Source organism: Methylobacterium nigriterrae (assembly GCF_037106235.1).
Taxonomy (GTDB): domain Bacteria; phylum Pseudomonadota; class Alphaproteobacteria; order Rhizobiales; family Beijerinckiaceae; genus Methylobacterium; species Methylobacterium nigriterrae.
Genome location: NZ_JBAWTG010000011.1, coordinates 69,514 through 89,522 on the forward strand (window position 1 = coordinate 69,514; position 20,009 = coordinate 89,522).

Annotated in this window: 21 protein-coding genes and 2 pseudogenes; 20 read left to right on the plus strand and 3 right to left on the minus strand. The window is 67.9% G+C overall.

The annotated features are described in order from the left end of the window. Positions 1–10 precede the first annotated feature (10 nt). The 11 genes and pseudogenes from WDW90_RS08885 to WDW90_RS08935 all read left to right on the plus strand — a co-directional run bounded on the left by WDW90_RS08885 (position 11) and on the right by WDW90_RS08935 (position 9,168). Positions 11–1,033 carry an AAA family ATPase gene (locus WDW90_RS08885; RefSeq protein WP_431311003.1) on the plus strand — a complete coding sequence of 341 codons (1,023 nt, stop codon included), beginning with the start codon at positions 11–13 and terminating at the stop codon, positions 1,031–1,033. A 17-nt stretch (positions 1,034–1,050) separates the two neighbouring features. Then, entirely contained in the window at positions 1,051–2,052 is a 1,002-nt protein-coding gene (locus WDW90_RS08890) for a DUF58 domain-containing protein (protein ID WP_336487026.1), read from the plus strand. After that, positions 2,049–2,555, plus strand: coding sequence for a DUF4381 domain-containing protein (locus tag WDW90_RS08895; RefSeq protein ID WP_336487027.1), 507 nt, complete (start codon positions 2,049–2,051; stop codon positions 2,553–2,555). The genes WDW90_RS08890 and WDW90_RS08895 overlap by 4 nt, the downstream gene beginning before the upstream one ends. Next, on the plus strand, positions 2,549–3,559 hold the full coding sequence (locus tag WDW90_RS08900; protein ID WP_336487028.1) for a VWA domain-containing protein: 1,011 nt from the start codon (positions 2,549–2,551) through the stop codon (positions 3,557–3,559). Before WDW90_RS08895 ends, WDW90_RS08900 begins: the two co-directional genes overlap by 7 nt. Then, the gene (locus WDW90_RS08905) at positions 3,556–4,482 is read left to right on the plus strand and encodes a VWA domain-containing protein (RefSeq protein ID WP_336487029.1); all 927 of its coding nucleotides are present in this window, start codon (positions 3,556–3,558) and stop codon (positions 4,480–4,482) included. The genes WDW90_RS08900 and WDW90_RS08905 overlap by 4 nt, the downstream gene beginning before the upstream one ends. Positions 4,483–4,493: 11 nt before the next feature. Next, on the plus strand, positions 4,494–5,186 hold the full coding sequence (locus WDW90_RS08910; RefSeq protein WP_336487030.1) for a tetratricopeptide repeat protein: 693 nt from the start codon (positions 4,494–4,496) through the stop codon (positions 5,184–5,186). Then, a complete protein-coding gene (locus WDW90_RS08915; protein ID WP_336487031.1) occupies positions 5,183–6,514 on the plus strand; it encodes a hypothetical protein in 1,332 nt (443 codons plus the stop codon). Before WDW90_RS08910 ends, WDW90_RS08915 begins: the two co-directional genes overlap by 4 nt. 218 nt (positions 6,515–6,732) lie before the next feature. Next, a pseudogene (locus WDW90_RS08920) lies at positions 6,733–7,056 on the plus strand (efflux transporter periplasmic adaptor subunit); the annotation flags it as partial. Continuing rightward, the gene (locus WDW90_RS08925) at positions 7,056–8,387 is read left to right on the plus strand and encodes a DUF1214 domain-containing protein (protein ID WP_336487032.1); all 1,332 of its coding nucleotides are present in this window, start codon (positions 7,056–7,058) and stop codon (positions 8,385–8,387) included. The pseudogene WDW90_RS08920 and the gene WDW90_RS08925, both read left to right, overlap by 1 nt. A gap of 21 nt (positions 8,388–8,408) precedes the next feature. Beyond that, entirely contained in the window at positions 8,409–8,549 is a 141-nt protein-coding gene (locus WDW90_RS08930) for a hypothetical protein (RefSeq protein ID WP_336487033.1), read from the plus strand. 82 nt (positions 8,550–8,631) lie between these two features. After that, positions 8,632–9,168 carry a DUF1254 domain-containing protein gene (locus WDW90_RS08935; protein WP_336487034.1) on the plus strand — a complete coding sequence of 179 codons (537 nt, stop codon included), beginning with the start codon at positions 8,632–8,634 and terminating at the stop codon, positions 9,166–9,168. Between the two features lie 25 nt (positions 9,169–9,193). On the opposite strand, the gene WDW90_RS08940 is transcribed toward WDW90_RS08935, so the two are convergent. Continuing rightward, a complete protein-coding gene (locus WDW90_RS08940) occupies positions 9,194–10,270 on the minus strand; it encodes an AraC family transcriptional regulator (RefSeq protein ID WP_336487035.1) in 1,077 nt (358 codons plus the stop codon). Positions 10,271–10,433: 163 nt separating this feature from the next. Between WDW90_RS08940 and WDW90_RS08945 the strand changes: the two genes are divergently transcribed. Together WDW90_RS08945 and WDW90_RS08950 are read left to right on the plus strand one after the other, a co-directional pair. Beyond that, positions 10,434–11,060: a hypothetical protein gene (locus WDW90_RS08945; RefSeq protein ID WP_336487036.1), complete on the plus strand. Its 627-nt coding sequence runs from the start codon at positions 10,434–10,436 to the stop codon at positions 11,058–11,060. Further along, positions 11,047–11,457: a Ros/MucR family transcriptional regulator gene (locus WDW90_RS08950; protein WP_336487037.1), complete on the plus strand. Its 411-nt coding sequence runs from the start codon at positions 11,047–11,049 to the stop codon at positions 11,455–11,457. The genes WDW90_RS08945 and WDW90_RS08950 overlap by 14 nt, the downstream gene beginning before the upstream one ends. A gap of 70 nt (positions 11,458–11,527) precedes the next feature. Here the strand turns inward: WDW90_RS08950 and WDW90_RS08955 are convergent. Both WDW90_RS08955 and WDW90_RS08960 read right to left on the minus strand, forming a co-directional pair. Then, positions 11,528–11,884, minus strand: a pseudogene (locus WDW90_RS08955) (transposase). Positions 11,885–12,085: 201 nt separating this feature from the next. Then, positions 12,086–12,328, minus strand: a complete 243-nt coding sequence (locus WDW90_RS08960; RefSeq protein ID WP_336487038.1) for a hypothetical protein — start codon at positions 12,326–12,328, stop codon at positions 12,086–12,088. A 1,242-nt stretch (positions 12,329–13,570) separates the two neighbouring features. Between WDW90_RS08960 and WDW90_RS08965 the strand changes: the two genes are divergently transcribed. From WDW90_RS08965 to WDW90_RS08995, 7 genes are all read left to right on the plus strand, one after another. Then, the gene (locus WDW90_RS08965) at positions 13,571–14,914 is read left to right on the plus strand and encodes a polyhydroxyalkanoate depolymerase (RefSeq protein ID WP_336487039.1); all 1,344 of its coding nucleotides are present in this window, start codon (positions 13,571–13,573) and stop codon (positions 14,912–14,914) included. Positions 14,915–14,994: 80 nt separating this feature from the next. Next, complete coding sequence (locus WDW90_RS08970) at positions 14,995–15,198, plus strand: hypothetical protein (RefSeq protein ID WP_336487040.1); 204 nt, start codon at positions 14,995–14,997, stop codon at positions 15,196–15,198. A 213-nt stretch (positions 15,199–15,411) separates the two neighbouring features. Next, complete coding sequence (locus WDW90_RS08975; RefSeq protein WP_336487041.1) at positions 15,412–15,843, plus strand: hypothetical protein; 432 nt, start codon at positions 15,412–15,414, stop codon at positions 15,841–15,843. 98 nt (positions 15,844–15,941) lie between these two features. Then, complete coding sequence (locus tag WDW90_RS08980; RefSeq protein ID WP_336487042.1) at positions 15,942–16,124, plus strand: hypothetical protein; 183 nt, start codon at positions 15,942–15,944, stop codon at positions 16,122–16,124. A gap of 362 nt (positions 16,125–16,486) precedes the next feature. Next, positions 16,487–16,663, plus strand: coding sequence for a hypothetical protein (locus tag WDW90_RS08985; RefSeq protein ID WP_336487043.1), 177 nt, complete (start codon positions 16,487–16,489; stop codon positions 16,661–16,663). Positions 16,664–16,766: 103 nt separating this feature from the next. Continuing rightward, positions 16,767–17,003, plus strand: a complete 237-nt coding sequence (locus tag WDW90_RS08990) for a DUF6894 family protein (RefSeq protein ID WP_336487044.1) — start codon at positions 16,767–16,769, stop codon at positions 17,001–17,003. Between the two features lie 285 nt (positions 17,004–17,288). Next, a complete protein-coding gene (locus tag WDW90_RS08995; RefSeq protein ID WP_336487045.1) occupies positions 17,289–19,970 on the plus strand; it encodes an HWE histidine kinase domain-containing protein in 2,682 nt (893 codons plus the stop codon). Positions 19,971–20,009: the final 39 nt, after the last annotated feature.

Below are 20,009 nucleotides of genomic sequence, written 5' to 3' on the forward strand. Positions count from 1 at the left end.
AGGGGGGCCGGTGGCAAATCAGCTCCAGCCCCTGTCGACATCCGCGGCCGCGGCGGCGGATGCAGGACCGCGCGAGGCCATTCTCGACCTGCAGAGCCGTGTCAATCGGGACATCATCGGCCAGGAGCGGGTGGTCGAGCGGCTCGTCATCGCGCTCCTGGCAAACGGCAACGTGCTGCTTGAGGGCCTTCCGGGCCTCGCCAAGACCCGGGCGATCAAGAGCCTGTCGAGGAACCTGGAGAGCGCGTTCAGCCGCATCCAGTTCACGCCCGACCTCCTGCCCTCGGACGTGACCGGCGGCGAGGTCTATCGCGGTGAAGGGACTGGCGGAGGGACCTTCGAGTTCCGGAAGGGCCCGGTCTTCGGCAACCTCGTGCTGGCGGACGAGATCAACCGGGCCCCCGCCAAGGTTCAGTCGGCCCTCCTCGAAGCCATGGAAGAGCGGCAGGTCACGGTGTCCGGCAAGCGCTATCCCTTGCCGGACCTGTTCATGGTCCTCGCGACCCAGAACCCTATCGAGCAGGAGGGGACCTATCCGCTACCCGAGGCGCAGATGGACCGATTCCTGATGCACGTCACCATCGACTACCCGAGCGACGCCGACGAGGTGCGGGTGCTGCGCCTCGTGCGCGCCGAGAATGCGGGGGCGGGCGCCGCGCCACCGCCCAAGATCCCCCAATCCATCGTGTTCGACGCCCGGCGGGAGATCGACGCGGTCACCACGGTCGGGGCCGTCGAGACCTACATGGTCGCCCTGATCGCCGCGACCCGGCGCCCGTCGGAGTACGGCGACAAGCTGCGCCACTGGATCGCACTGGGCGCGAGCCCGCGCGGCTCCCTCGCCCTGGACCGCACGGCGCGCGTCGTCGCCTGGCTGCGCGGCCGTGACTACGTCGTCCCGGAGGACGTCCAGGCCGTCGCGCACGACTGCCTCCGCCACCGGATCTCCCCCTCTTACGAGGCCAGCGCCGACGGCGTGAGGGTCGACGACATCGTCGACGAAATCGTCGCCCAGGTCGCGGTGCCGGCCTGAGAGAAGGGAGGTACGGCATGCTCCGCACGGTCCCGCGCACGGCGAGCATCCCGGCGGGACGAGCGCGGGCCTACGTCGAGCTCGCGGACCTCACGCGGCTCAAGCACAAGGCCACGGGCTTCAGCTTCCTGCCGCGCCAGCCCGTGCACAGCCTGCTCTACGGGCGTCACGCCTCGCGGCTGCGGGGGCGCGGGCTGAGCTTCGAGGAGTTGCGCGGCTACGTCGAGGGCGACGACACCCGCGCCATCGACTGGCGCGCCACCGCCCGGCTCGGAAAGCCCTACATCCGGGTCTACAGCGAGGAGCGCAACCGCCCGGTCATCCTCATCGTCGACCAGCGGCAGACGATGTTCTTCGGCAGCCGGCACGCGACCAAGTCGGTCGTCGCGGCGGAGGTCGCCGCCCTTGCCGCCTGGCGGGTCACCTCGCTGGGAGACCGCGTCGGCGCGGTGCTGTTGTCGACGGCCGGCATCGCCGAGATCCGGCCGGAGCCTCGGGAGCGCGCCGTCCGGCGCATCCTCGACGCGACCGTGCGCGGCAACCGCCTGCTTCCCACCCCGGGCGGAGCGGCGGAGGCGCTCGGACAGCTGAACGAGGGCCTGCGCCGGGCCGCCCGCATGGTGCTGCACGACGGCCTGGTCTGCCTCATCTCCGACGGGGCGGGCACGGATGACGAGACGGCGGAACTCGTCACGAAGCTGACGGCCCACAACGACGTCGTCGCGGTGTTCGTCTACGATCCGCTGGAGGAGAAGCTGCCCGACCTCGGCCGGGTCGTCGTGGCGGACGGCGAGCGTCGGATCGAGGTCGATACCGGCGCGCGAAACCTCCGGGAACGCTTCGGCCAAGCCTTCGCCGAGCGGCGGAGCCGCCTGGAATCCTTCTCGCGCAAGCGAGCCATCCCGGTCCTTCCCGTGAGCACGGACCGCGACACGGCCGAACAGGTCCGGGAGATACTCGGGCGTCGCAGGGACGGCGGGCGGAAGGGAGCCGCCCTCGCGGGAGGGCTGGAGCGATGAACCCGGACCCCGCCAGCCTGGAGAACCTGCGCGACCTCGCGCTGCCGCCCCCGGTCTCGCTATGGCCGCCCGCGCCCGGCTGGTGGATCCTGGCCGCCGGCCTCGCGTCCGCTTCCGTGGTGGCAGGATGGCGGTCATGGCGGCGTTACCGCGCGGATGCCTATCGCCGCGAGGCGTGCCGGCAGCTCGACGCCATCGAGCGCCGGGTCGACGCCGGCCTGTGCGCGGGTGCCGCGTCCGAGCTTGCCGTCGTGCTGAAGCGGACGGCGCTCGCGGCCTTCCCCCGCGCCGCGGTGGCCTCGCTGACCGGACCGGCGTGGCTCAGGTTCCTCGACCGGACAGGCTGCACCACCGCCTTCACCGATGGCGCGGCGCGAGGGATCGGGCAATGGGCGTTCGCCGGGGACCGAGCCGCCCCGGCTGCGAACCTCAAGGCGGCGCTTCGGGAGACGCGCGCCTGGGTCCGGGCGCACCGGCGGTCGGAGGAACCGGACCGATGCTGACCTTCGCCTACCCTTGGGTTGCCCTCCTTCTGCCGCTGCCGTGGCTCGTGTCCCGCCTGTCCCCGCCCCGGGCCGAGCGGCGCCCAGGCCTGCGGGTGCCGTTCTTCGACGCACTGGTCGCCCTCACCGGCGCCCGCCCTCAGAGCGGCGCGGTCGTCGCCAGCCGCGACCGCTGGCGCACGGGCGTGCTCGCCGCCTGCTGGCTTCTCACGCTCGCCGCGCTCGCGCGCCCGCAGCGGATCGAGGCGCCGCTCCGCCGCGACCAGCCGACGCGCGACCTCCTCCTCCTAGTCGACCTGTCGGGCTCCATGGACGCCCGCGACTTCCATAACGCCTCCGGGCAGCTGACCGACCGCCTGACGGCCGTGAAGGGGGTCCTCGACGACTTCCTGGCGCGCCGGCAGGGCGACAGGGTCGGAGTCATCGTGTTCGGCGACTCCCCCTTCGTCCTCGTGCCCTTCACCACCGATCTCGCGCTCTGTCGCGAGCTGATCCGGGAGACCGCAGTGGGAATGGCCGGGCCGAGGACGGTCCTTGGCGACGCCCTCGGGCTCGGCATCACCCTGTTCGACCAGTCGCGCGCACGCGCCCGGACGGTCATCGCCCTGACGGACGGGAACGACACGGCGAGCCGGGTCCCGCCACCGGAGGCGGCCCGCATCGCGAAGGACAAGGGCATCGTCGTCCATACCGTGGCCATCGGGGACCCGGCCGCGGTCGGGGAGGAGAAGCTCGACGAGGAGGCTTTGCGGGACGTCGCGGCGACCACCGGCGGCGGCTTCTACCGTGCGCTCGACCGCGAGGCGCTCGCCGACATCTATCGCCGCCTCGACGCCATCGAGACCCGCCGGATCGAGACCGTGTCGTTCCGCCCCAGGACGGATCTCTACTGGGTGCCGCTCGGCCTCGCGCTCCTCCTGAGCCTGAGCGCCCAGGCACTCGGCCTGGCGCTGGCCTCCCGGCCGGCATCGCAGGCGGCCTCGCATTCCGGGGGCACGGCATGACCATGGCGCTCGCGGACGTCCACTTCCTACGGCCCTGGGTCCTCGTGCTGCTGGTCCCGGCCACGGCGCTGTGGTGGCTGACGCGTGCGCGGTCGGACACGACGACGCGCTGGCGGGAGGTGGTCGCGCCGGACCTGCTCCCCCTTCTGACCGCCGGCGGCGGCGAGCGGGGCCGGATCACCCCGGCAGCCATGCTGGCGGCCGTCTGGGCCCTCGGGACGATCGCCGTCGCCGGGCCGACCTGGGCGCGTGAGCCGGCACCCTTCGCCGCGACCCAGCCCCCCGTCATGCTCGTCGTCCGGGTGACGCCGTCCATGCAGACGGCCGACGTGGCGCCGAGCCGGGCCGAGCGAGCCTGGCAGAAGGTCTCCGACCTGCTAGCCCTGCGCGAAGGAGCGGCGGCAGGGCTCGTCGCCTACAGCGGCTCGGCCCACCTCGTCCTGCCGCCGACGCCCGACAAGGCCGTGCTCCTGTCGCTCCTCCGGGCGATCTCGCCGGAGGTGATGCCGGTCGAGGGCGACCAGCTGGCACAGGCCGTGTCCCTGGCGGCCCGGACGCTCGCGAGCGGTGGGCAGGGCGGTTCGATCCTGGTCCTGGCCGACGCGGTCGCGCCGGGTCAGGACGCGCTTCTGCAGGCGGCGGGTGGGGCCGGCGCCCGGCCGATGACGCTGCTGGCGATGGTCCCCCCCGACCAGGCCTCCGCGGCGCTCGAAGGGGCGGCGACCGCCCTCAGCGCCAGCCTCGTGCCGCTCTCGCCCGACGATGGGGATGTCCGGCGGATCGCGCGCCGCCTGGATGGCGCCCGGGCATCCGTCGGGGATCCGGCCAGCGAACGCTGGGCCGAGACCGGCTACTGGCTGACGCCGCTGCTGGCCGCGCTCGTGGCGGCCTGGTTCCGGCGCGGCTGGGTCCTGGCGCGCTGAGGGGCGGTTCGATGGTCTCTCGCAGCTTTGCCGTCATGCTCGGGCGCCTCGGCGACGCGGCGCGCGCGCATCCCTACGCTGTCGTGGCGGCCTCGAGCGCGCTGGGGCTGTTGCTCGGCGCCGCCTGGGTCGGCCCGGCGGACCTGTTCGCCTCGCCGGACCAGCGGGGGCGCTGGCACTTCGAGCGCGGCGATTACCGGGACGCGGCGGCCACCTTCACGAACTCGCTATGGCGCGGCATCGCCCTGTTCCGGTCTGGGGAGTTCAAGCAGACGGCGCAGGTGCTGGGCGGCCTCGATACCGCCCAGGCGGCCTACGATGAGGGCAACGCCCTTGTCATGCTCGGTCAGTACAATCAGGCGGTTCAACGCTACTCCCGCGCGCTGGAACTCCGCCCGGACTGGCCCGACGCCGAGGCCAACCGCACCCTGGCGCGACTGCGCGCCGCCCGCATGAGGACCGAGGGCGGGGATAGCGGCGACACCGAATCCAGCCCCGACGAGGTCGTCTACGACCGGACGAGGAAGAACGCCGGCCAGGGCGAGGGCACGGAGGCGGCTAGCGGCGCGGCCATGAGCGACGAGGGGGCCAGGGCCTTGTGGCTGCGGCGGGTCCAGACCCGTCCGGCCGACTTCCTGAGGGCCAAGTTCTCCTACCAGCTGCAGAACGCGCCCGCGGTCGCTCCTGAGGAGCGCCGGCGATGACGCGGCTCGGGCTGCTCCTCCTCTCGGTCGCCGTCGCCTGCTTGCCCGCCGCGGCCGAGGAGGCCGGCAGCGTGGTCGTCCGCCAGGGCATCCGGCCCGCCAGCGCGGTCATCGGCCAGCGCGTGACGGTCTTCGTCGACGTGCTGTTCCCCGGCGAGATGCCGGCCCCTCCACAGGTGAAGCTGCCCGAGGTGCCGGGCGCGCAGGTGTTTCGGTTCGAGAGCCAGGGGACGACGCTTCAGGATCGCCTGGGCGGAAGCCCGTATGTCGGCCAGCGCTTCGAGTTCGCCCTGTTTCCTCGCCGGGGCGGGAACCTGAGCGTTCCCCCTGCCAGGGTGACCCTGCTCGACCGGCGGCAGGTGCCTGCGGACACCGTGGCCGGACAGGCGGCGGCCCTTGCGGTTCGAGTGCCGCCAGGCGTCGATGCCTCCCAGCCCGTCGTCGCGACCACCCGACTGAGCCTCGGCCAGCGCTGGGAGCCGTCGCCGACGGATCGCATCGAGGTCGGCGGTGCCCTGAAGCGGACGGTTGTCCGCGAGGCCGAGGACGTGCCGGCCCTCGCGATGCAGGACCTGCGCGGTCCGATGCCCGAGGGCGTGCGTGCCTACGACGACCCGCCCGATGCGGACGATCGCAGCAATCGCGGCACCCTGACCGGGCGGCGGGTCGACCGGATCACCTACGTCTTCGAGAAGGCCGGGGCGTTTCGGCTCCCCACTCTCCGCCAGCCGTGGTGGGACCTCGGCGCGCAGACCTCTCGCACCGCGGAGGCCATGGGCACGAGCGTGCGCGTTCAAGCCCGGCCGGTGGATGCGAAAGCCCCTCTCTTCGAGAAGGCGAGGCGCCTGTCCATGCCCGTCTACGCCCTCGGCTTCGCGGTGCTCGCGGCCCTGCTCTGGGCTGGCCGACGGACCTTAAGCACCCTTCTTGCGTGGAGAGGGTCGCGGCGCCGCTCCGAGCGTGCGGAGTTTCGGCGATTGCGGCGCGCATGCCGGGGCACGCAGGCCGGACCGACCTACGCCGCTCTGCATCGGTGGCGGAGCCGCCTCGGAGAGAGCGTCGGCGCGAGCCGGATGCCTGACGCCGCCATCGATGCCGCCGCAAACCGCTTGTCCGCCATCCTGTTCGGGGGGGCGGCGTCGGCGTCATGGACCGCCGCAGAAGCACGGCAGCTCGACGCACGGCTCGGCGAGCTTCGCAAGGCGGCTTTGGCGGCGGCATCCCCGACCGCCGACGCGACGCGGCTGCCACCGCTCAACCCTGCCGTCCGATCCAGCTCCTCCGTCTCGCCGGCGGCGGCCCTGGAGCCCTCCAGGAGGGCGCCATGAGCGGTCACTCACGCGACGTCGCCGGGACGGCGGCCGAGCCCACCATCGTGCTCCTGCATCCGGCGGGCGCGGCCCAGGCACAGGCTCCCGTGCCCTTCGACGCGTCCGATGGCCAGGACGATGCCTACGACCGGATCATGGCCGACGAAGTCCGGCAGGTCGGGCTGAACCGGACGGTCCATTCCTCGGACGGCTATGCCGTCGGGCGCATCCTCGACGCGCGCTTCATCGAGCCCGGCCAGCCGGTCGAGGTCACGTTCAAGGCCTTCCCGCGCGAGGTCCACGCCGGGCGGGTCCCGGCCGTGCTTCAGGCCATCGCGACCGGGCAGGCGCAGCCCGGCGGCCTCGCGGTGGCGCCGTCGGAGATCCGACCGGCGCCGTTCGTGGTCCGGCTCACGCTCGACGACCCGGCGGTATCTGCCCGCCTGCCGGCCGGCAGCACGGACACGGAGCGCGTGCAGGCCGCCCACGTCATCCGCAAGGTCGCGCTGCGGCAGGCCGCGATCCTCAACTACGTCAATCCATTCTGGGGAGCGTCGTGATGCCGGCCAAAGTCGTTCGGTCCGTTCTCCTCGGCACCGCTCTCGCAACGGCGGTCAACGTCGGCGCCGGCGTCTCGCAGAGCCAGAAGCCGGAGGCCGTCAGGAGCGCCGCGCGGATGTCGGACCAAGATGTCGCCGACGCCTGGATGTACCTCTTCGCCCGGCTCCTGGTCCTGCGCCAGCAGCAATCCGACTTCCGGGAAGGGTTCAAGTGGAATGAGCTGGTGCACCGCAAGCCCGGCGCGGTCGACTGGCCCAACCCCAACCTCGACGTCGCCTACTCGGAAGCCTGGGTCGCGACCGACGAGAACAGCTGCACCGTCGTCACGGTGCCGAAGATCACCGGGCGATACTACACGGTGCAGTTCCTCAACGGCTGGGACGAGACCCTCGCCAACATCAACGAACGCGTCTTCCCGCGGCGACCTGCCGGCGCGTTCGCCGTCTGCCTGCGGGGCGCGAGCCTGCAACTGCCCGCCGACGTGAAGCGCATCGACTTGCCGGTGAGACATTCGCGAGTCCTCCTCCGCGTCGAGCTGGGAGCGGACTGGGACGAGGCGGTGCGCCTCCAGCACCAGTTCACGTTCCGCACCACCGGGTCACCGACGCCGCCCGAAATCCCGGTCACGCCCGCGTTCGACCTCGAGAAGCTGCCCGGGGTCGAGGCATTCGACGCCGCCGACACGGCCCTCGACAGCGAGCCCGACCTTAATCCGGGCCTGGAGAGGTACGCGTCCAACGCGCGCGCCATCGGTCGGGCCGTCAAGGATCCGGTCGAGCGCGAGCGGGCCCACGCCGACTTCGCCAAGTTCGGGCCTGCCATCGGTCACGGCGTCATCGTCAACGGCTGGGCCCGGCCAGCGGTGGTCGGCAACTACGACCTCGACTACGTCGCGCGCACGCTCATCGCGTATGGCGGCATCTGGGCCAACGTGGTGCCTGAGGTGCTCTACTACCGGGCGAGCACGGACGGGGATGGCGCTCGCCTGACCGGCGACGACAGTTACACGCTCACCTTCCCGAAGGACCAGCTGCCTGAGTCGTTCGCTTCGTATTTCTGGTCGGTGATTGCCGTCGACTCGACGCATTTCCGCGTCCTGCCCAATCCCCGGAACCGGTTCCTGCTCAATCGCGAGACGAACCCGCGATATAACCAGGACGGCTCGCTGACGCTTTACTTCGCGGCCGTGAAGCCTGCCGACGCGCCGGACGGAAACTGGCTGCCGACGCCCAAGGGCTCGGCCTACCGCCTGACCTTCCGCTTCTACGGGCCCATCGACGGGGTGGCGAACGGCACATACTTCCCGCCGCCGCTCGTGAAGCGGCGCTGAGCCCGCCGTCCGGAGCCTGTCATGAGCATCGCACGCTGCGCCATCGCCGTCGTCGCGCTCCTCGCGCTGACGATCCAGGCCTCCGCGCAGGTCGAGCCGCTCGCGTCGTGGAACGACACGCCGATCCGGCCTCCCGGCGCGGTGTCCACGCGGTCGCCATGAAGAGGGACTGGAGGACGGTCGTCACGCGCTGGCAGGCCAAGGCGTTGCGGACGCACACGCTCGATCTCGGGAGGAGACCGCCATGAACCGTCATGCCCACGTCGCCGCCGGATTGCTGCTGACAGCGCTCGGTGCCGGGACGCCGGCCATCGCGCAAGACCTTGTCCAGGTCTCGCCGTCCTGGTCCTTGGCACTGCCGCCGGGGCCCGACGCGCACGTCAAGATCACGGAAGCCTATGCCCGGATGGTGGCGCGCGACGCGTACTTCTGGGCTTGGCCGATGATGAACATCTACAATCGCCGCCTCGCGTTCAGGCAGGCACCCCAGGTGGGCCTGATGAACGGCGTCCTGCCGTTCGCGCCCCTCAGTACCCTGGCCATGCTGCACGACTACATCGAGCCGGAGCAACGTTGGGTCGCCTGCCCGAACCAGGGCGTGGTCTACGGCGGCGCCGTCGCCGCCCTCGACGAGACGCCGGTCGTGGTCCAGGTCCCCGATTTCGGCGGCCGGTTCTGGGTCTACCAGGTCGTCGATCTCCGGACGGACGGCTTCGCCCAAATCGGCTCCATGTACGGGACGAAGCCCGACACGGGGATGCCTGCTTATGCCCTGACTTGAGCGGGCAGTGACGCAACGGTGCCCGTCACCCCTTGCCGTGGCTCTCCCGCATCTGCGTTGGCGAACACCCGGCCCAGCGACGGAAGGCATTGGAAAAGGCAGCGACCTCCTGGAAGCCGAGAAGCCATGCAACGCGGCAGATGGGGAGCCTGCAATCCCTCAAGTAGTGATGAGCCAGATCCCGGCGCATCTCCTCCAGGATGTGCCCGAAGTTCAGCCCCTCGTCGGCGAGGCGGCGCGATAGGGTACGCTGGCTCATGCCCAGGGCCTCGGCGATGGCACTTACGCGAGGCCGGCCATGCGGCAGGAGCGGCGCGACCGCGTTCTCGACCCGCGTGCGCAGGCTCTCCGACGGGCGACCGCGATGGCGCAGAGCCTCCTCGCAGTAACCCCGCAGGAGCTCGTGAAGGTAGGGATCGGCACCGGCGAGCGCCTCGTCCGCGGGCTCGGCCGACAACACCAATTCATCCCTTGCAGCCTCGAAGGTGACGGGGCAGCCGACGAAAACCTCGAACCGTTGGCTCGCCTCGCAACGCGGGTGGATCAGCGACAGTCCGAGCGGACGGAGCCGACGACGCGTCAGTTGCCGCGCGATGCGGACGAGCCCGGTCATCCAGAACTCGGCTTGGTGTCGGTCTGCGTGGCGGGCCACCCCGACATAGGCGAGGCGTACCCGCACGTCACCGATGCGCGAGCAGGTCGACGCGACCCCCTCGTTCGTGATCGCCCCATAGCGGCCGCCGTGCAGGAAGGCGTCGCGCAGCGTGGGTGCGGAAGCCATGACGTAGTAGAGGAGGCCGATCTCCCGGAACTCGAAGTCCTTGGCGAGGCGGAAGCCCAGAAGCTCGTCGTCCAAAGCTTCGGCCGCCAGCCGCAGGAACGCGACTTGGCTTGCGGCGCCTATACGGGCGTGCGGATCTTTGATCTGGCCGGCGCCCAGGCCGACCCGACGCAGCAACGGGCGCACATCGACCCCGGCGCTTGCGGCGTGTGCGGCGGCGAGCCGGGTGATGGCGCCCGTCGCGATCGGCGGCAGGGCCGATGGCTTCCCGCGCGAAGGCGGGGGCCCAGGCGAGGTCGCGGCTTCGGCCTGGTGTGGCATGGCGCACCATCAATTTGGCCGAGGATAGCAAGACCGGCGGGCGCCTGTCCCGGTACGGACGCGTTCGTCCGGCCTCCCCGTGCCATGCCTTCCCGGTCCTTCGCTATGGATCCGCCGATTCGGAGAAGGATTCGGGGCGCCATCCAGCGAGAGAGTATCCCCGATGCCCGCCACCCGCCGGCTCGCTCCCTGCGCGCCGCCCGAACACGATCCCGAACGTTGCCTCGTGCAAGCCTACGCGCGACTGATCCTCCTGCCGGCGCGGGCGAACGGCTCGAAGGCCACTGTCATCGCGAGCGCCGGCACTCGAGACGTTCGGCTCGTCGAGGAGCTGTCCGAGGATGGGGCGCCGGAGCAGGCTCGGCTGAGCGTGGAGATCCACGACCGGCAGAGCGGCAGCACCATCGCGAGCGTGCCCTGCGAAGACCTGCAGGAAGCCGAGTCCGCGACCGTAGCCCTGCTGGCGAACGTCGGATCTCTGGGCCAACGAATGGACGGGCCGCCACCGAGGCGCGGCGATGCAATCCTTACGTTTAGGCCGATACCGGTCGCGACGGGCTGCGCGGACGAGGCGGGTCTCCTGGCTCTGGCAGACGGGAAGCTTGCGGCCATCCTCGTGCAACTGTCCGAGGAACTCCATGGCCCCGGAGCAGCAGGGTGCTGGTTCGTTGAGGTCGGGTTCGGGCCCTGCCGCCCCGACGGAGAGCGGGTGTTCGCGTCCCTCGGCGCCGCCGAGCACTGGCTCCGGGGGCGCCTGGCCGCGAAGGAGGGCTCGCATGCCCAGGGCTGACTTGCGTCCCTTGATCGGCGTCACGGCAGCCATCGTTGAGGCGTACGCGGCGAACAACCGCCTCCCAGCCGGTACTCTGCCTCAGCTGATCGAGGCGGTTCATGAGGCGCTGTGTTCGCTACGGGCCGCCTGGCCCGCCGTCGAGGTGCGGCCGGAACAGCCGACGCCGGGCCAGATCCGGCGATCGATCACGCCCGAAGCTCTGATCAGCTTCATCGACGGGAAGTCCTACAAGACACTCAAGCGACACCTGACGGCCCATGGTTTGACCCCTGTCAGCTACCGGGAACGCTACGGCCTGCCGAGGGACTATCCGATGGTCGCGCCAGCGTATGGCGATCAGCGGTCAAGGATCGCCAAGGCCATCGGGCTGGGCCTACCGCGACTGGATGCGTAGGCCCCCGACGCGATTATTTCTCCTTCTGGCACCGCCGCTTCGAGGCACGTGCCATCATGAGGGACTGTCGTCACCTGAGGTGATCGAGGGCCGCGGCGAGACAGAGGATGCCTGCGAAGCTGGTGGCGGTTTTCTCGTAGCGCGTGGCAATCGCCCGCCACTCCTTCCGGCGCCCAGAGCCGCTCGGCGATGTTGCGGTTGGTGTAGATCCAGTTCGGGCAGCGCACCGGCGCCTCGTTGCACTTGGCCGGGACCGCAGGCTTTGCTCCGGCCTCTCTTGCGGGATCGCGCGTCACTTGGCGCCGTTCTGATGCCGCCACAGGATGGCCGAGAGCGTGCGCTGAAGATCCTGCGGTGGCGTCTTCGCCTTCGGCCGGCAGACCTCGGCCAGCGGCTCCAGAACAGCCCATTGCGCGTCGCTCAGCATCGCCCCTCCTCAGATCGGACGGACGAAACGCATGCTCTGCCAGATGGTTCAGGCGACGACAGCCCCTAGCAAGGGTTAAGCCGGCGCCGCGTGGCGTTCCATGAATTCTGCTTGGTCCAGCGGCGCGGGCGGACCCCCGTCCATCTTCAAACCCGCCCTGCTGGTTTGATGATGTGTGGCCATCATCATCCTGTAGTGCCGTCAATCTCGCATGTCGGGGTTGAGTGCGCAGGAGGCGCCAATGCGCTTCTCAATCACCGCCAGAGCGTCATCGAGGCAAGCGTGGTGCGTCGGCACGCCCGAGAGACGACTCCCGGATCGCGACACGATGGCAACCTCGGTTGACCCCGGGATCGAGCGGATCGCGCCGAGTGGGCAGCCGAGCCGGTCGGTGAGCCACCAAGCGGTGTCATGTTCTCCGACCGGCGTGGCGACGACGCCCATGCGCCAGCCCTCAATGCGAAACCACGACCTCATGGCAACCACCCAGGACAAGACATCTGGGATGGGTGTCCCTCGTGGCCGGACTGCCGTCTGTGAGGTAGATCACACAGGTGAGTTTCAGCGAGGCGAGCGGGTGGCAGGTTTCTTCGAGGGCGAGGATCACCGGCCGCGGCATCGTCGGATGAAGAAGAGGTGACGTGCCGGGCCGGTGACTGCCACCCTGGATCCTGACAGGGCGCACAATGCTGTGCGCCTAGGATGGGCTGCGGCAAGCGTAGAGATGAGACGGGGAGGGGAGCCACCGACCAACGGGTGTGAGGAGACCGCCGACCGGTGGCATAAGCTCGTCTGTTGAGCCTGCCTCGTTAACTGTCTCATGCGGCCAAGGTTCAACTGAACGCGTTGGCAGCAGATGGATGCCACCGGCCAGCACTCTCAGGGCGAGGTTACGTGCCAGCCGGTGACGCAGGCGGCAACCGATCAGGGAAAATCCGCCGTCGCCGCCTTGGGTGCGAAATCGGGCCGGGGTGTGACTGGCGAGGCGAGCGCGCCTGTTACGGGAACTTGTCGATGACATAAATTAACGCCGCCAAAGCTTTGCCGCGAAACATGTGCAGCCAAGTATAAACATAGATCTATCTGCTGTTTTTGCCTGGAACATTCATCCAACTCCGCTCGTTTCTCGCCTCAGTGGCTTGTTGCGAGTTGCATGATGCTGACCGGGCTCACCGTGTGTTCGATTGCCGGATATTCCGATTGCGTCCACGAGCGCATCTCGCTCACCGAAGTGAAATCCACCAGCCAGTGCGTGACCACCCCTCAGACCGTGACCGCTCAGTGGATGACGGCGCACGACCCGGACCGACATGCGGAATGGAAGTGTACGACACCAGGGCGCCTGGATCGAGATGCGTGATCGATCGGCGCCCGCGGTCACATCTCAGCCACAAAAACTCATTTCTCTCAGCTACCCCTTTCGGCATAGTGCGCGAGAGACATCGCGCAGGGCCAATTTCGGCGTAGACTGGTCGGACTTTGATTCTGGTCACAACGATGCCGCCTGGGGAAGAGTAAAGGCGAGGGGCAGCAGAGCAAGCTTCGCGCATACATGTGGGCTGTCTATGAACAAGTGCTGAAGTGTTGCGATCGGGGAAAAACCCAACACCGCTCTCGAAGTGTTTATAGATGCAAACTATAGATGGAATTTAAATCGACGGCGGGGGTTAGTTAGGATGCGTTGAGATGTTGTACGTGATGCGAGATGCGCATTGCGCCATGTTGTCCTCAGCCCGAACCTGGGCCGCAGCGACGCGGCTGGCCTGCGAGAATCCCCTCAACCCACTCTCCTACCTGCCACAGAGCCGCGCCCTGGCGGCCTCCTGCGAGATGTTTGAGCGCGTCACGCGCACCTACGCTAAGCCTGCCTTCAACCTGCCCGTGCCTGAACGCGTTGTCTGGGAGCGCCCCTTCTGCCGGGTGATCGCCTTCGGAGAGCCCTCGGACAAGCCCAAGCTCCTTATTGTGGCGCCCATGTCCGGCCACTACGCCACGCTGCTGCGCGGCACCGTCGCGGCCTTCCTCGACACGCATCAGGTCTTCATCACCGACTGGGCCGACGCCAAGCAGGTGCCGCTCTCGGACGGTCGCTTCGACCTCGACGATTATGTCGATTACTGCCTCGCCCTGTTCGCAGTGCTCGGCCCGGACCTCCACGTCATGGCGGTCTGCCAGCCCTCCGTGCCGGTGCTCGCCGCCGTCGCCCTGATGGAAGCGGAGAACCATCCGCTCGTGCCATGCTCGGCAACGCTGCTGGGCGGCCCCATCGACACGCGCTGCTCGCCCACCGCCGTGAACCGACTGGCGCAGGAGCGCGGGCTCGCATGGTTCGAGCGGCATTGCATCCACCCTGTGCCCTGGGGCTACCCCGGCAGCGGGCGGCCGGTCTATCCAGGCTTTCTCCAGTTGGCCGGGTTCATGAGCATGAACCTCGACCGGCACGTCTCTGCGCATTGGAGCATGTTCGACCACCTCGTCGAGGGCGACGGCGATTCAGCCGCCAAGCACCGGGCCTTCTACGACGAGTATCTGGCAGTGATGGACCTCACCGCCGAGTTCTTCCTCCAGACGGTGCGCACCGTCTTCGTCGAGCATGCCCTGCCGCGCGGTGAGATGCGCCATCGCGGTGAGCCGGTGAACCTCAGCGCGATCCGGCGCTGCGCCTTGATGGCGGTCGAGGGCGAGCAGGACGACATCTCGGGCGTGGGTCAGACCCGTGCCGCGCTGGACCTCTGCACGAACCTGCCGGAGAGGAGAAAGGCTTATCACCTTCAGGCCGGAGCCGGGCATTACGGCGTCTTCAACGGCTCGCGCTTCCGGGCGGAGATTGCGCCGAAGATCGCCGCCTTCATGGCGCAGAACGCACGCGGGGCATCACTAGGGGGCAGAGCGCGCACGGCAGTGACGGGCAATGGCGGTCAATGCGCGGCCGCTGAGTCCGCTGTGCCTCGGCCCCAGGGTCGCTTGCCCGTGCCACCGCTAGCGGCAATGTCGAACGTCATCAGGCTGCCGCGTCAGGCAAAGACCTGAGCCTTAGGCATCGACCTCTCGGCATGCGTGGACGCCTGCCACTCTGACGGAGACCGAGAGGGCACGAGCGCCCTCATGCGTTGGTCAAGCTCGTCCAGACGCCGGATCAGCGGTGCGCGGCGGCGACAGCGCTCCGCCTCAAGCTGCTGCCGAACCCGGCTCTTTCCCGCCTCAGGTCCCGACAGCGCATCCAGGCGCTCGCACGCGCTCTGGAACGCGAACTCGACATCCGCCAGGGCGGCGAGCGCATGCTGAAGGTCACCCGTGAATTCGTCGTAGGCTAGGGTGGCTGAGGCATCATTGTCGGGCATGACGATCTTCCGTAGCCATTCCGGTTGAGGTCAGACACTGACGCTCGGCAGACGACCGGATCGTCGTGGGCATCAGCAAAACGTTGCAGTTGCGGCAATAGCCCTGCTTGTTTCGCGCATCGCGATGCAAGTCTTCCGACATTTCCGGCTAGAGCCCTCGTTGATCTTGGAGGCGGCGCGTACCTCATGTCGAGCAATAAGAGCGGCATGCACGCGAATATCCGCGACTGTGCGTGTTCGTACGTGTTTGAGCTATGTGAATGCACATCAACAAATGATGGTGACCCTCGCGGGCCTTCACCCAAAAAGCTCCTCGGCAAGCGCACTGACACGTGGGGGAAGGATTTGCACAAGCGACAGCGCCAACTCGATCCCGACCGCATCGCCGCGTTGACACCGCGCGGCGGCCTTCAGGCTGCCGAGTTTGAGGACAGGCGGCTGGGATACCTCAGCGTCGATGGCGCGACGGTTTCCTACACCGACGCCTCTCTCGGGGCAGTTCTGCTGAGCACCGAGTTCGCGAGCGGTAGAGAAGCTGCGCTGCAAATGACCTTCTACCGATCGACCTATCAGGACGTGAAGGCTCGGCGTGCCGCCTTCAGAGCGGTGCCGGTTTAGCCCAGCAGTCGCAGAGCCCAGGCCCTGCCGTTTCAATGCGGCGTGTCGATCCGGTGGAGAGAGCCATGCCCGCGGCGTCTGGAGACCCATCGGAGATCGTGGAACGTCTGATCGCCGAGGCGGAAGCGTGCCACACGGAGGAGGTTCGGCTCGTGCAGGCCCTGACCGGCGATGATCGAAGCGCGGCTGAGGCTGGGCACAGGCTACGAGAGACCGAGGACATGCTCACGCTGCTGCACAGCGTCCAGCCGCGCCCACCTGCGATCCCGAAGAAGTCCTGACGCGACGTCCCATGCATCCCTTTTGCCTGCATCTGAAGCCCTGCCGAAGCGGCGGGGAAGGCCACTTCGTCTGGGAGATCAACCAGAGGGGCAGGTCGAAACGTCGTTCCCCCCATAGCTATCCAACCTTTGAGGTGGCACGGCAAGCCGGTAAAGCCACGCTCGATGCGCTGATCGCCGACTGGCGGCAATCGCGTGCGATGATGGGAGCGCACAACGTCCCCGTGTCTTCCTCGTGGCAGGTTCTACCCCGTGCCACCCCGGAGAGCGGATGAGGCCCGCGGCGTTCTGAGACGAAGCGCCATCGGTAGCTACAATGGTTTGGGCCCGTGGAATTTGGCTCGTCGTGTCAGGAGGCAGACATGCACTCTGATCTGGAGCGTGCGCGACAGACCCGGGAGACGGCTAAGCGGGGTCTGGAGCAGATTGAAGGGGCTGACCCACGCCTTAAGGGCATCGTGTTCGTGTCAGGCTATCTTGAGCATTTCCAACATAATAACTGCAAAGGCTACGATCAGGCCAAAGAACCTTCGACCTGACCAAGCGTTCCATCGAAATGCACCAGCCGCCCGGCGTCGCGTGCGCGTGGCTAGGCTGCCGACATGGAGGGTCTATCCACCATCGCCAAGCGGAGGCTCATGAATGTCACGCTTCTACTTCGAATTGGATGACGGCCAAGGTGCCCTGCGCGATGAGACGGGCACCGAGTGTCGGAACATTGAAGAGGCGCACGATCAGGCGATCAGCACTCTCGCTCAGGTGTTCAAGGACGAGGTGCAAGGTGGCGAGCCTCGCGATTGCGGGGTTCTAGTGAGGGATGCCCAAGGTCGGCCGCTTTTCAGAGCCAAGCTCTCGTTTGTCGAAAAGTGGCTGATTTAGGTTTCTGCGCACGCGTACCATCCTGAAAGCGATGGCGTCTGGCACAGGTCTCTTTATGACAGGATTTTACCGCTTACAGCGCTGTTAATCCAATGAAATCTCAGCATAACTCATAAAGGTGAAATGTTACGCAGGCAAAACTTCCGGTATAACGAGCTTCATCAGCGGCTGTATGCCGAACGAAATCGACGAACATTTACGCTGAATTCCGAAAGATTGCAGGGTTGGTATGGGCGGGTATGGCAAGCTAGCACGGGCTCCGTGATGGGGAGGTAGGCGTAGCTTATGACCGCGATCAGCACGCCAGATACCAACGCCGCCTTCGGACAAGTCGATCTCACTGACTGTGACCGCGAGCCCATCCATGTGCCGGGCTGCATCCAGAGCTACGGGGTGCTCCTCGTCCTTGAGCCGACCCGGCTGACCATCAAGCGCGTCGCAGGTGATACGAGCACTTTCCTGGGCCACGCCCCTGAGGCGCTGCTCGACCGGACCCTAGCCAAGCTGTTTGGCCCGGCCCGTGTGAAGCGCCTGAGGGCACTGCTCGCGCAGGGCGATCTCGTGACACCCCTCCACGCCTTCGATCCCGAGCTTCGCCTGGGCAAGCTGCCAATTGACGCCAGCGTGCACAAGACACGGCTGATCGGGAGCGCGGTAGGCCGGGCCGGCGTGGATCGAGATGTGTTGGTGGTCGAGTTCGAGGCCGCTGACCTGCCCGACATGCGCGCTCATGACCCGCTCGCGACGGTTCAGCAGATGCTGGCCTCGATGCAGTCCGCTCCTGACCTGGACACCTTCTGTCAAGCTGCCACCGAGCAGGTCCGCCGGACGACAGGCTACGACCGCGTGATGATCTACCGCTTCCTGCCCGAGGGGGAGGGTGCGGTCATCGCGGAGAGCCGGGGGCAAAGCGTGGAATCTTATCTCGGGCTTCGCTATCCGGCCTCTGACATCCCAAGGCAGGCTCGCGATCTCTTCCTGCGGAATTGGCTGCGCATCATCGCTGATGTGGACTACGTGCCGGCTCCTCTGCTTGCAGCTACAGAGGGAGCCCGAGCCAGAAGCACTGGTACGCTCGACATGAGCCAGTGCAGCCTGCGCGCGGCGTCCCCGATCCATCTTGAGTACCTGCGCAATATGGGCGTGGCCGCCTCAATGACGATATCGATTATGGTGGGCGGCCGGCTCTGGGGCCTGATCGCCTGCCATCACACCGTTCCCAAACGCATCCCCCGCCATCTGCGCGCGAGCTGCGAGCTGTTCGGGCACATGTTCTCGTTCCAGCTTGAGGCACGCGAGCAAGCCGCAGCCTATGAGATGCGCCATAGGCTGCGCCGTGCGCGCGAGACGCTGGTGCAGCGCATCTCGGACGAAGGCGACCTCGCCAGGGGATTGATCCAGCAGGGGAGCAGCGTTCTCAACTACGTGGACGCGGGCGGTGCGGCGCTGCTGGTTGGGGACGCCTTCTCCGCCATTGGACGCACGCCGAGCGAGGGCCACGTGCGCACGCTCATCGAGTGGCTGGCGGGCAGTCATGCGGGTGAAGCGGTGTTCGCGACGGCCTCGCTGTCCAGCCATTGGGAGGCTGCACGTGACTTCGCCAGCGACGCCAGCGGCATGCTGGCCCTTGCAGTCGCGCGTAATCCGCCAACCTACATCCTCTGGTTCCGCCCCGAGGTGCTGGAGACAGTCTGCTGGGGCGGCAATCCGGACAAGGCTGTCGAGATCGGATCCAGCGACCACCGGCTGTCTCCGCGCACGTCGTTCGAGGCGTACAGCCAGTCAGTGCGGCTGCATGCTGAGCCCTGGGCCGAGGCTGAGGTCGAGGCCGCGCAGTTGCTCCGGCTGTCGCTGCTGGAGATCATCCTCAGGCGCATGGAGCAGGTCGCCCGTGAGCGCAATGCAGCCCAGGCTCGCCATGAGGTGATGCTGGCCGAGTTGAACCACCGCGTGAAGAACACGCTCGCGACTGTCCAGGCGCTGGCACGACACTCCAAGGGCAGCGCCGCCACGCTCGACGCCTATGTGCACAGCTTCGAGCAGCGCATTCAGGCCATGGCAGCCTCACATAACCTGCTCAGCGATGCCGTTTGGCAGACAGTGGAACTGCGTGCGCTCATCGTTGAGCAGCTTCTCCCCTACGCTAAGGAGGGTGACAGCCTGTCGCTCGACGGCGACCGCATGATCCTTCTGCCCAGGATGGGCACGTCGCTCGGCATGGTGTTCCACGAGTTGGCAACGAACGCAGCCAAGTACGGCGCACTCTCGGTGCCGGGCGGGCGCGTACGCATCCGGTGGAACGTCACAGGCCATACGCCCTCACGCGTGCTGAGATTGTCCTGGCGCGAGGAGGGCGGCCCGCCTGTTAAGCCGTGGGCACGGCAGGGCTTTGGCTCCTTCGTGACGCAGCGCCTGATCGCCTACGAGATGCAGGGCAGCAGCGAAGTGCTCTACAAGTCGGAGGGCGTGTGCTTCTACATGGAGGTACCTGAGACTGCCCTGGTGCTGGGCGCAATTCCCGGCGGAGCAGCGGGCAAGTCAGGTGCACGGTCCGACAAGGCCGGAGCCGCGCCTCGCATCCTGCTGGTCGAGGATGATGCCTTGCTCGCACATACGCTGGAGGAAGCCGTGCGCGCTCTCGGCTGGACGCCTGTGGGGCCGGTGGGACAGGTCGAGGCCGCCATGATGCTGGCACTGGTTGAAGCTGGATCGTTGAATGGAGCGGTGCTCGACATCCACATCGACGAGGCGAAGGTCTGGCCGGTTGCAGAGGCGTTGCAGAATCAGGGCGTGCCGTTCCTGTTCGCAACCGCCTACGACCGCAGCCGAGATGTCCTGCCCACGCGCTTTGCAGGCGTGCCGATCCTAAGCAAGCCGTTCGTGGAGCAGCAACTCATGGACACGCTGCTGTGGCTGGTGGCAGGCAGAGGCTCCCAGCCCAATGGACAGAGCAGATCTGACGCGTAGCGGCATCCGAAAGTATCTCTTGATTCTGCGGCACAAATG